The sequence below is a fragment of the Rhodoplanes roseus genome, from assembly GCF_003258865.1.
Taxonomy (GTDB): domain Bacteria; phylum Pseudomonadota; class Alphaproteobacteria; order Rhizobiales; family Xanthobacteraceae; genus Rhodoplanes; species Rhodoplanes roseus.
The window spans coordinates 1-10,353 of sequence record NZ_NPEX01000141.1; the positions used below are offsets into that span (position 1 = coordinate 1).

Annotated in this window: 10 protein-coding genes; 2 read left to right on the forward strand and 8 right to left on the reverse strand. The window is 71.5% G+C overall.

What is annotated here, in order from left to right; translation table 11 throughout:
* Positions 1 to 386: 386 nt before the first annotated feature.
* Positions 387 to 1,898, forward strand: a complete 1,512-nt coding sequence (locus tag CH341_RS18790; RefSeq protein ID WP_111420525.1) for a malonate--CoA ligase — start codon at positions 387 to 389, stop codon at positions 1,896 to 1,898.
* On the opposite strand, the gene bla is transcribed toward CH341_RS18790, so the two are convergent.
* A complete protein-coding gene (gene bla, locus CH341_RS18795; protein ID WP_111420526.1) occupies positions 1,889 to 2,779 on the reverse strand; it encodes a class A beta-lactamase in 891 nt (296 codons plus the stop codon). The two genes, CH341_RS18790 and bla, sit on opposite strands and share 10 nt — an antisense overlap.
* Positions 2,780 to 2,921: 142 nt before the next feature.
* Between bla and CH341_RS18800 the strand changes: the two genes are divergently transcribed.
* The gene (locus CH341_RS18800) at positions 2,922 to 3,716 is read left to right on the forward strand and encodes an FkbM family methyltransferase (protein WP_111420527.1); all 795 of its coding nucleotides are present in this window, start codon (positions 2,922 to 2,924) and stop codon (positions 3,714 to 3,716) included.
* Here the strand turns inward: CH341_RS18800 and eutC are convergent.
* From eutC to CH341_RS18835, 7 genes are all read right to left on the reverse strand, one after another.
* Positions 3,709 to 4,497: an ethanolamine ammonia-lyase subunit EutC gene (gene eutC, locus CH341_RS18805; protein ID WP_111420536.1), complete on the reverse strand. Its 789-nt coding sequence runs from the start codon at positions 4,495 to 4,497 to the stop codon at positions 3,709 to 3,711. The two genes, CH341_RS18800 and eutC, sit on opposite strands and share 8 nt — an antisense overlap.
* A gap of 4 nt (positions 4,498 to 4,501) precedes the next feature.
* The gene (locus tag CH341_RS18810) at positions 4,502 to 5,878 is read right to left on the reverse strand and encodes an ethanolamine ammonia-lyase subunit EutB (RefSeq protein WP_111420528.1); all 1,377 of its coding nucleotides are present in this window, start codon (positions 5,876 to 5,878) and stop codon (positions 4,502 to 4,504) included.
* 75 nt (positions 5,879 to 5,953) lie between these two features.
* Entirely contained in the window at positions 5,954 to 6,739 is a 786-nt protein-coding gene (locus CH341_RS18815) for an aspartate/glutamate racemase family protein (protein WP_111420529.1), read from the reverse strand.
* On the reverse strand, positions 6,736 to 7,659 hold the full coding sequence (locus CH341_RS18820; protein WP_111420530.1) for a polysaccharide deacetylase family protein: 924 nt from the start codon (positions 7,657 to 7,659) through the stop codon (positions 6,736 to 6,738). Before CH341_RS18820 ends, CH341_RS18815 begins: the two co-directional genes overlap by 4 nt.
* Positions 7,656 to 8,456, reverse strand: a complete 801-nt coding sequence (locus CH341_RS18825; protein WP_111420531.1) for an ABC transporter permease — start codon at positions 8,454 to 8,456, stop codon at positions 7,656 to 7,658. Before CH341_RS18825 ends, CH341_RS18820 begins: the two co-directional genes overlap by 4 nt.
* Positions 8,453 to 9,325, reverse strand: coding sequence for an ABC transporter permease (locus CH341_RS18830; protein WP_111420532.1), 873 nt, complete (start codon positions 9,323 to 9,325; stop codon positions 8,453 to 8,455). Before CH341_RS18830 ends, CH341_RS18825 begins: the two co-directional genes overlap by 4 nt.
* Positions 9,322 to 10,353: ABC transporter ATP-binding protein (locus CH341_RS18835; RefSeq protein ID WP_245431136.1), on the reverse strand; the 1,032-nt coding region annotated here is incomplete at its 5' end. The genes CH341_RS18835 and CH341_RS18830, both read right to left, overlap by 4 nt.

Sequence of the window (10,353 nt, forward strand, 5' to 3'; positions counted from 1 at the left end):
AGCGCCGGGAGGCGCGCGTGCCGACGCTTCGGCGCGCGCTGCGTCCCGTCGGACGCAGAACGTTCAGGTGCAGCGCCTCCCGGCGCTCCGCCTCCCTCGGCCATTTTTGAAACGGCCGGGGCACGGGTCATGGGCACACCCCGGGCGCGAAGTGGCGCCGCGGGACGGAGAGAGGTTTTGGCTGGGCCGGAGACCGTGACCGAGGCGACGAGGCACGACGGCGGCCGTCACGAGACTCGCCTGGGCAGGCTTGACCGGCGTCCGCATCCGATGAAAAACCTACCCCTTCTCGAATGGATGGATCGCCGGGCCGAGCCCGGCGGTGGCGCCGAATTCACGCCGGCGCTGTTTGCCGCAATCGCCAACCCCGATCGGAACCGCCCGCCATGTCAGGAAGCCTGTTCGCTCTCGTCCGCGCCCGCATCCCGTCGCAGGGCAAGACCCTGATCGAGACCCCCGCGGGCGAGCGCATCACCTATGGCGACATGCTGGCGCGAACCGGGCGGCTCGCCAACGCGCTGGTGCAGCGCGGCGTGAAGCCGGGCGACCGGGTCGCCGTGCAGGTCGAGAAGTCGCCCGAGAACCTGATGCTGTTCCTGGCCGTGATCCGGGCCGGCGCCGTCTATCTGCCGCTCAACACCGCCTACACGGCCTACGAGGTGGAATATTTCGTCGGCGACGCCGAGCCGCGCCTGATCGTCTGCGACCCGTCGCGGCGCGACGCTCTCGCGCCGATCGCCGAGCTGCGCGGCGCCGCGCTCGACACGCTCGATGCGAACGGCCGCGGCTCGCTGCCCGATCTCGCCGCCGCATTGCCGGACACGTTCGAGGACATCGCGCGCGCCGAGAGCGACCTCGCCTGCATTCTCTACACGTCCGGCACCACGGGCCGGTCCAAGGGCGCGATGCTGACCCACCGCAATCTCGGGTCCAACGCCGACACGCTGGTCGGCTACTGGCGCTTCACCGAGGCCGACGTGCTTCTTCACGCGCTGCCGATCTATCACACCCACGGCCTGTTCACGGCGGCCATGACCGTGATGCTCGCCGGCGGCACCATGCTGTGGCTGCCGAAATTCGACGCCGACCAGGTGATCGCGCTGTTGCCGCGCGTCACCACCCTGATGGGCGTGCCGACCCACTATGTGCGGCTGGTCCAGCACGACGGCCTCACCCGCGAGGCGACCGCCCACATGCGGCTGTTCACCTCCGGCTCGGCGCCGCTGCTCGCCGAGACGCACGACCAGTTCCGGGCCAAGACCGGCCACGCCATCCTGGAGCGCTACGGGATGACCGAGACCGGCATGAACACCTCCAACCCTTACGACGGCGAGCGCATCGCCGGGACGGTCGGCTTCCCGCTGCCCGACATCACCGTGCGGGTGGCGAATCCCGGCACCGGGGAGGCGCTCCCCCCCGGCGAGGTCGGCGTGCTGGAGGTGAAGGGCCCGAACGTCTTCGCCGGCTACTGGCGCATGCCGGAGAAGACCAAGGAGGAGTTCCGCCCCGACGGGTTCTTCATCACCGGCGACGTCGGCATGATCGATGCGCGCGGCTACGTCCACATCGTCGGCCGCGCCAAGGATCTGATCATCTCGGGCGGCTTCAACGTCTATCCGAAGGAGGTCGAGAGCGAGATCGACCTTTTGCCCGGCGTCGTCGAATCGGCCGTCATCGGCTGCCCGCATCCGGACTTCGGCGAGGGCGTCACGGCCGTCGTGGTGAAGGCGCAAGGCGCGACCCTGACCGAGCGCGACGTGATCGCCGCGCTGGAGGGCCGGCTCGCCAAGTTCAAGCTGCCCAAGCGCGTGCTGTTCGTCGACGAGCTGCCGCGCAACACCATGGGCAAGCTGCAGAAGAACCTGCTGCGCGAGGAGAACAAGGCGCTCTACGGCTGAGCCGGCCCGGCCGCCGCCACGGCCTTGCCGACCGCTGCGATGACGGCGTTGCGCGCCTCCGGGGCCGCCGTGGTCTCGGTGAGATACACCGCGACGACGATCGGCTCGCGGTTCGGCGGCCAAAGGATGCCGACATCGTTGGTGGAGCCGCGCTCGCCCGTGCCGGTCTTGTCGCCGACCCGCCAGTCGCGCGGGACGCCGGCCCGCAGCCGCGTGTCGCCGGTGCGATTGCCGACCAGCCAGCCGGTGAGCTTGTCCCGCAATGGCAGCGGCAGCATGGTGCCGAGCGCCAGCTTCTGCAGGTTCGCCGCCATGGCGGCGGGCGTGGTGGTGTCGCGCGGATCGCCCGGCGCGGCTTCGTTGAGGTGGGGCTCGATACGGTCGAGCCGGGTGACGGCGTCGCCGAGCGTGCGCACCCAGGCGGTGAAGCCGGCCGGGCCGTCGAGGCTCTCCAGGAGCAGGTTGCCGGCGGTGTTGTCGCTGACCACCATGGCGGCCTCGCACAGCGCCTCCAGCGTCATCTCGCCGCCGACATGCGGCTTGGTGAGCGGCGAGTACTCGACCAGCGCCGTCTCCTCGATGCGGATTGTCCGGTCGAGCGCGTCCTTGCCGGCGTCGACCCGCGCCAGCACGGCGGCGGCGGCCAGAAGCTTGAAGGTGCTGCACATCGCGAAGCGCTCGTCGGCCCGGTGGCCGCTGCGCGCGCCCGAGCCGGTGTCGATCACGGCGACGCCGAGCAGCCCGCCGCTCTCCCGCTCGATGCGGGCGAACGCCTCCGCCATCCCCTCCGCCCCCGGCGCGGCGCGCAAGACCGCCGGTGCGGCCCCGGCGAACAGCGTCGCGAGACCCGCGGTCGCGGCGAATCGGCGTCGATCGATCATGCTGCGCTCTCCCTGTGGTGCCGGCCCTGTGTCGCGCAGGACATGGACCGGCATGAGGCGGCGCCTGCCTTGTTTGTGGCGCCCGGTCCGGGACGCCGGGCCGTATCACCACAGCCCCCTCCCTCCCGCCGGCCGACCCACCATGACCTCCGCCGCCCGCCCGACCGCCTTCGTGATGGTCTCGACCGCTCACGGCACCATGCTGGTGAATCGCCACGACTATCGGCTGGTGAAAGGCGGCGGCGTCGGTGTCGGGTTCCAGCTTCTGCAGCGGTCCGTCTACGATCCCGACGAGGTCGACATCGCGGTCAAGCTCCTGCAGCTCCGCCGCCAGTATTTCGGCGACGGCGTGGTGGCGATCGACTGCGGCGCGAACATCGGAGTCCATACGATCGAGTGGGCGAAAGCCATGCACGGCTGGGGCGAGGTGCTGGCCTTCGAGGCGCAGGAGCGGATCTTCTATGCGCTGGCCGGCAACATCACGATGAACAACTGCTTCAATGCCCGCGCGGTGTGGGCGGCGGTGGGCGCGCAGGACGGCACCATCAGGGTGCCGCTGCCCAACTACCTCGTGCCGTCGAGCTTCGGCAGCCTGGAGATCAGGAAGCGCGAGACGACCGAGTTCATCGGGCAGGAGATCGACTACGCCGACGGCCACGGCGTCGAGACGCGCCTGCTCGCGCTGGACGGGCTGTCGCCCGAGCGGCTGGACTTCCTCAAGATCGACGTCGAGGGCATGGAGCTCGAGGTGCTGAAGGGCGCCGACGAGACGCTGCGGCGGTGCCGGCCGCAAGTGATCGTCGAGGCCATCAAGTCCGACGAGGCGGCGCTGCGCGACCGGCTCGGGGCGCTCGGCTATCAGGTCTTCCCGATGGGCGGCAACCTGCTCGCGCTGCACGAGGCCGATCCGGGCCTGACGCAGATTCGGGTCACCTGAGCGGCACCTCGCCGGCGCGGCCGTCCCGCACGGCGTCCGACTCGTCCTTGAGCCGCACGCCCGAGAGACGGCGGGTCCGCATCGCCCGCAGCAGATGCGTCAGCGTGACGGCCGCGGCGGCGGGCCGCACGCCGTCGGGCCGAATGTTGGACAGGCAGTTGCGGTCGGCGTCGGTGGTGGCCGGCTGCGGCCGCCAGGTGAGATACGCCCCCATGCTGTCGGGCGACGACAGGCCGGGCCGCTCGCCGATCAGCACCACGACACTCGAGGCCCCCAGGGCCGCCGCCACCGCATCGCCGACCGCCACCCGCCCGTGCCGCACCACGACCAGCGGCGCGACGCGCCACCCCTCCGCCGTCAGCCCCGGCAGCAGCCCGGCCAGCAGCGGAGCGGCGTGCCGCTCGACGGCCTGCGCCGACAATCCGTCGGTGACGACGAGAACGAGATCCCACGCGCCCGCATGCGGCGCCAGGACCCCGTCGGCGTCGGCGGCCAGGCGACGCCCGAGATCGGGCCGCATCAGATACTCGCGCCGGTCCGCGGCGGCGCTGGCGACACTCAGGACGGAGATCCCACACTCGGCGAGGCGACCATGCAGGCGAGCCTGCTCGAACGGCGCGTGCACGGCGTCTCGGGCGCGAGCGTGGGCGAGCCGGAAATCGAGCAGCGGCCCGGTCGCCAGCGACGCGCCGGCGCGGGTCAGGCCGATGCGCGCCGCCGTGAGGCTTCGCAGGGCGGCCCAGGCCTCGGAGTCTCGATCGTCGATGTCGCGAGGCGCCATGACATCACGCCGGCAGCAGCGCACGAAAGTGCTGCGGCAAGTCGCCCGGACGGATTCGCGCTGCGGCATCCAAGAGTCCCTGGCGGGCGAGCCACGCCTCGAACTCCGGCGCCGGCCGACGGCCGTAGAGGTCGCGCATCACGAGCGCATCGTGGAACGACGTGCTCTGATAGCCCAGCATGATGTCGTCGGCGCCCGGCACGCCCATCACGAAATTGACGCCCGCCGCGACCAGCAGGGCGAGCAGCGCATCCATGTCGTCCTGGTCGGCCTCGGCATGGTTGGTGTAGCAGACGTCGACGCCCATCGATACGCCGAGCAGCTTGCCGCAACAGTGGTCCTCCAGGCCGGCCCGGATGATCTGCTTGCCGTCGTAGAGATATTCCGGGCCGATGAAGCCCACCACGGTGTTGACCAGCAGCGGCGAGAAGCGCCGCGCCACCGCGTAGGCGCGCGCCTCCAGGGTCTGCTGGTCGACGCCGTGATGCGCGTTCGCCGACAGCGCGCTGCCCTGCCCGGTCTCGAAATACATGACGTTGTCGCCGACCGTGCCGCGACCCAGCGACAGAGCCGCGTCGCGCGCCTCGTCGAGCCGTGCGAGGTCGATGCCGAAGCTCCGGTTCGCCGCCTGGGTGCCGGCGATCGACTGGAAGACCAGATCGACCGGCGTTCCGGTCCGGATCAGGTCGAGCGTCGTCGTCACATGGGCGAGCACGCAATGCTGGGTCGGGATGTCGAGCCTTTCACGGATCTCCTCCAGCATACAGAGCAGCGTGCGGGTCCGCTCCGGCGAGTCGGTCGCCGGGTTGATGCCGATCACGGCGTCGCCGGCGCCGAGCAGCAACCCGTCCAAAATGCTCGCCGCGATGCCGCGCGGGTCGTCGGTCGGGTGGTTCGGCTGCAGCCGCACCGACAGGCAGCCTGGCAGGCCGATCGTGTTTCTGAACCGGGTAATGACCGAGCATTTCGCCGCGATCACCATCAGGTCCTGCAGCCGGCACAGCTTGCTGACGGCGGCCACCATCTCGGGCGTCAGGCCGGGCGCGAGCGCCGTCAGCACCGGCGTGGTCGCGGCATCCGCCAGGAGCCAGTCGCGAAACCCGCCGACCGTCAGATGCGAGACGGGCGCGAACGCCGCGCGGTCGTGGGTGTCGAGGATCAGCCGGGTGACCTCGTCGGCCTCGTAAGGAACGACGGCCTCGCCGAGGAACGTCGCGAGCGGCAGGTCGGCGAGCGCCATCTGGGCCGCGACCCGCTCCTCGCCGGTCCCGGCCGCGATCCCGGCCAGCACGTCGCCGCTGCGCGCCGGGGTCGCCCGGGCCAGCAGGGTCTTCAGGTCGGGAAACGTGTAGCGGCGAGTGCCGAGCGTCGCGGCGTACATCGGGGCTCCGGGCCGGCGTTCACACCCGGTAGAAAGGCCCGCGACCATGACGGTTCCGTGACGGCGCGCGGCGGGTCAATCTCCGGCCCGCCGCGAGAGCAGCCCGTCGATCAGCCGGGCGAGGGCCGGTGAGAGGTCGAGGCGGGGCTTCTTGGCGCCGCCGGGAGTGACGGGCACCGGCACGCCACACGGCAGCTCCAGCGCCTGCTGAACAGCGCAACTCAAGCCTTCCAGCACCGGCACGGACATGCGGCCCTCGAGATCGCGGCCGACGCCGGCGAACGGCGCACCGCCGAACAGCACCGCCTCGGCGCCCTCCTGATCGACACAGGCGGCGGCCGCCTCCACCATGGCGTCGCGGAACGTGTCGCGGTCGTGGGCGAGATCCAGCACGCCTCCGTCGAGGAAGCGGATCGACGTGAGCCGATCGGCGACCCCGGCCACCGCCGCCGCGCGCAAAAGCTCGCCGCGCATGTGGCGGCCGAGCGTCACGATGGCGAAGCGGCGCCCTCCCGCCGCCGCGGCCGTCAGGCCGGCGCGGGCGAGGCCGATCACCGGCATGGGCGCGATCTCGGCGGCCGCGTCGAGCCCGGGATCGCCGAATGCGGCGATGATGGCAGCGTCGCAGGGCGGCGCCGCGGCGATCGCCTCCAGCACCGCATGGGCGGCGATCACCAGCTCGGCCCGGCACTCGATCGAGGCGGCGCCGAACGGCGCCGTGACGGCATCCACATCGGCCGCCTCGCCGGCGACCCGTCGGGCCTCGCTCAGAAGAATCGCGGTGATGCGCTCGGAAGTGTTCGGGTTGATCACCAGGAGTCTCTTGCGGCGTGCCGCCTCGCCCGCGGGTGTCGCGCTCACGACCGCTTCGCTTCGCCGAACGTCTCGAGCCAGTGCCGCGCGATCGCCTGTCGCGGCGCGATCCAAGCCGTGCCGGAGCCGGTGACGTGACCCAGAATCCGGTCGAGCGCGCCCATGCGGCCAGGCCGGCCGATCATCCGCGGATGAAGGCCGATCGACATCATCTTGGGCGCCGTCTCGCCTTCGCACGCCAGCCAGTCGAAGGCGTCGATCACATAGTCGGCGAAGTCGGCGCCGCTGAAGCGCTGGGTGTGCTGGAAATGCATGTCGTTGGTGTCGAACGCGTAGGGCAGCACCAGGTGCCGCCGCTCGCCGACCGCGACGAAGAACGGCAGATCGTCGTTGTAGGCGTCGCTGTCGTAGAGGAAGCCGCCCTCCTCGACCAGCAGCCGCCGGGTATTGGGCGAGGCGGCCGAGCGCGTGTGCCAGCCGACCGGCCGCTGCCCCGTCGCCGCCGCGATCGCCCGCACCGTGCGGACGATGCGGTCGCGCTCGGTGCGCTCGTCCATGCCGGCGTGGCTCTCCCAGCGCCAGCCGTGCGCCGCCACCTCGTGGCCGCGGCCGACCGCATCGCGGGCGATCTCGGGAAGGCGCTCGACCGCGCGGCCGCAGGCGCTCACCGTGACGGTCACGCCGTGGCGATCGAGCAGATCCATCACGCGCCACCAGCCGGCGCGCGTACCGTACTCGAAGTGACTCTCGATGCACGGATCGGGTCCGTCGAGACGATGCTCGACCTCGTAGACGCCTTCGTTGCGGCCGTCGCCCTCGGAGACGGCGAACTCCGCGCCCTCCTCGAAGTTGACGACGACCGACACGGCGACACGCGCCCCGCCCGGCCAGCGCGGATGCGGCGGCTTGCCGCCGTAGCCGACGAGGTCGCGGACCGGCGGATGACGGAGCTTGACAGGCGCGGTCATTCGCTCGTCCCCGCCATGCGGTGCAGGCCGATCAGCCGGTCGCTGGCGACCAGCAGGATCACGGTGGCGGCGAGGATCAGGGTGGAGAGCGCCGCCAGCGTCGGGTCGGGCGCCTCCTCGATGTATTGCAGCATCTTGATGGGCAGCGTCTTGGTCCGCACGTCGGTCAGGAAGATCGACACCGGATAGTTGTCGAAGGAGGCGAGGAAGCTGAACAGCCCCGCGGTGAGGAAGGAGGGCGCGAGCGCCGGGACCATCACCCGGAGGATCGCGCCCGCATAGGTGCAGCCGAGCGTCCGGGCCGCCTCGACCAGGGTGAAGTCGAACAGCGCGAGGCCGGCGATCATGGTGCGGGCGACATAGGGCAGCGTCACGACCAGATGAGCGAGCAGCAGCGCGCTCCAGGTCGCGGTGAAGCCCATCGCGCGGAAATACTGCAGGAGCGCGATGCCGAGCACCAGCCCCGGCATCATCAGCGGCGACACCAGCGCGGTCGCCAGCGCCTCCGCACCCGGCAGCCGGCCGCGCACGATGGCGATGGCGGCGAGGGTGCCGATGACCAGCGCGATCGCGGTCGACAGGAGCGCGATCTGCAGCGACAGCGACAGCGCCGGCCAGAATCCGTCGAGCGTCGCGATGCGCGCGTACCAGCGCAGCGACGCCCCGTCGAGCGGCAGGTCGAACACCGGCGTCGGCGAGAAGCTCGCCGCGGCGACCGTGAGGAGCGGCACCAGCAGGAACAGCACCGCGGCGAGCGCCGCGAGCCAGGCGAAGCCGACCGCGAGGCGCGCCGTCATCGCGCACCTCCGCTGCGGCCGAGGCGGGCACTGAGCGCGACCGCCGCCAGCGTGATCGCCAGCAGCGCGACACCGGCAGCCGCGCCGAACCCGGGCTGTCGCGCCAGCAGGAAGGCCTTGGCGATGGTGGTGGAGAGCGTCGGATAGCGCTCGCCGATCAGCAGCGTCGGTACCACATAGGCCGAGACCGAGAGCGAGAACACCAGCGCGAGGCCGGCGACGATGCCGGGCAGGGTCAGCGGCATCACGACCCGCACGAAGGCGACGGCGGGCGACGCCCCGAGCGTCGCGGCCGCCTCCACGAGGCGATGGTCGAGCTGCGCGACCACGGCGTATATCGGCAGGATCATGAAGGGCAGAAAGATGTTCACGGCGCCGACGACCAGGGCCGTCTCGGTGAAGATCATGCGGATCGGCTCGTCGACGAGGCCGAGCGCCATCAGCACCGTGTTCACCAGCCCGTCGCTGCGCAGCAGGATCGTCCAGGCGAAAGCCTTGACGATGACGCTGGCGGCGAGCGGCAGGAACAACGACGCGAGCATCACGCTGCGCAGCACGCCGCGGGCACGGGCGAGTGCGAAGGACGCCGGATAGCCGATCAGGAAGGCGATCCCGGTGGTGAGCAGTGCGAGCCGCAGCGAGTTCCAGACGACGCCGAGATAATGCGGGGTCGCGAGTTTCGCATACTCCGACAGCGTCAGTCCGGCCGGGCCGGCGACGCTCGCCGTGAACAGCAGCGCCAGCGGCAGGGCGAACAGCACGACGAGCACCAGCGCCGCCGGCGTCGCGAAGCCGATCGCCAGCCAGCGCTCGCGATCGGGCGCCGGCGACACGACCGGGGACGGTACGGGCAGATCGGCCGCGGTCATGCGCGCGCCTCCGGGTCCGGATACGCGAAGGTCTCGGTCACGGGCCAGACCAGCCGCGCCGCGTCGCCGGGATTCAGCTCCGAGGCGATGCGCCCGGGCGCCTCGGCGAGCAGGATCTGGTCACCGGCCGCGACCTCGATGCGGCTACGCGAGCCCTGGAAGATCACGGCGCGGATGCGGCCGTCGACACTGTTGCGGGCGTGCTCGGCGCCCTCGTGGCCGGCCAACTCGGCGACGACCCGCAGATGCTCGGGACGGGTCGCCACCACCACCGAAGAGCCGGCCCGATACGATCCGACCGCCGCGACGCGCCCGACCGCCGTATCGACCGCGACCATGCCGTCGCCCGCCTCGGCGACGGTGCCGCGCAGCCGCGTCGACTGGCCGACGAAGCCGAGCGTGAACAGCGTCGCCGGCCGCTCGTACAGCGTCTTCGGGTCGGCGAGCTGCTCGATCCGCCCGCCATTCATCACGGCGATGCGGTCCGACATGGTGAGCGCCTCGTCCTGGTCGTGGGTGACGAAGATCGCGGTGGCGCCGATCTCGCGCAGGAGACGCTGCAGCTCCACCTGCATCTCCTCGCGGAGGTTGCGGTCGAGGGCCGAGAGCGCCTCGTCGAACAGCAGGACCTCGGGCCCGACCGCCAACGCGCGGGCGAGCGCCACGCGCTGCTGCTGGCCGCCGGACAGCGCCGAGACGCGGCGCGCGCCGAGATGCTCGAGCCGCACCAGCGATAGCGTGCGCTTTACCGCGCGGTCGATCTCCTCACGCGGCCTGCCCCGGACGGAGAGGCCGAAGGCGACATTGCCGGCGACGGTCAGGTGCGGGAACAGCGCGTAGCTCTGGAACACCACGCCGACATTGCGACGATGCGGCGGAACGCGCGTCACGTCGCGACCGGCGATGGCGATCGTGCCCTCCTCCGGCGCCGCCAGCCCCGCCACGAGGCGCAGCAGCGTGGTCTTGCCGCAGCCCGAGGGGCCGAGCAACGTCACCAGCTCGCCGCGGTCGACCGTGAGGTCGACCCG

Excerpts from the sequence above, each read along its gene's own strand:
- CH341_RS18790 (WP_111420525.1), top strand. The coding sequence starts at position 387 with ATGTCAGGAAGCCTGTTCGCTCTCGTCCGCGCCCGCATCCCGTCGCAG.
- bla (WP_111420526.1), bottom strand. The coding sequence starts at position 2,779 with ATGATCGATCGACGCCGATTCGCCGCGACCGCGGGTCTCGCGACGCTG.
- CH341_RS18800 (WP_111420527.1), top strand. The coding sequence starts at position 2,922 with ATGACCTCCGCCGCCCGCCCGACCGCCTTCGTGATGGTCTCGACCGCT.
- eutC (WP_111420536.1), bottom strand. The coding sequence starts at position 4,497 with ATGGCGCCTCGCGACATCGACGATCGAGACTCCGAGGCCTGGGCCGCC.
- CH341_RS18810 (WP_111420528.1), bottom strand. The coding sequence starts at position 5,878 with ATGTACGCCGCGACGCTCGGCACTCGCCGCTACACGTTTCCCGACCTG.
- CH341_RS18820 (WP_111420530.1), bottom strand. The coding sequence starts at position 7,659 with ATGACCGCGCCTGTCAAGCTCCGTCATCCGCCGGTCCGCGACCTCGTC.
- CH341_RS18825 (WP_111420531.1), bottom strand. The coding sequence starts at position 8,456 with ATGACGGCGCGCCTCGCGGTCGGCTTCGCCTGGCTCGCGGCGCTCGCC.
- CH341_RS18830 (WP_111420532.1), bottom strand. The coding sequence starts at position 9,325 with ATGACCGCGGCCGATCTGCCCGTACCGTCCCCGGTCGTGTCGCCGGCG.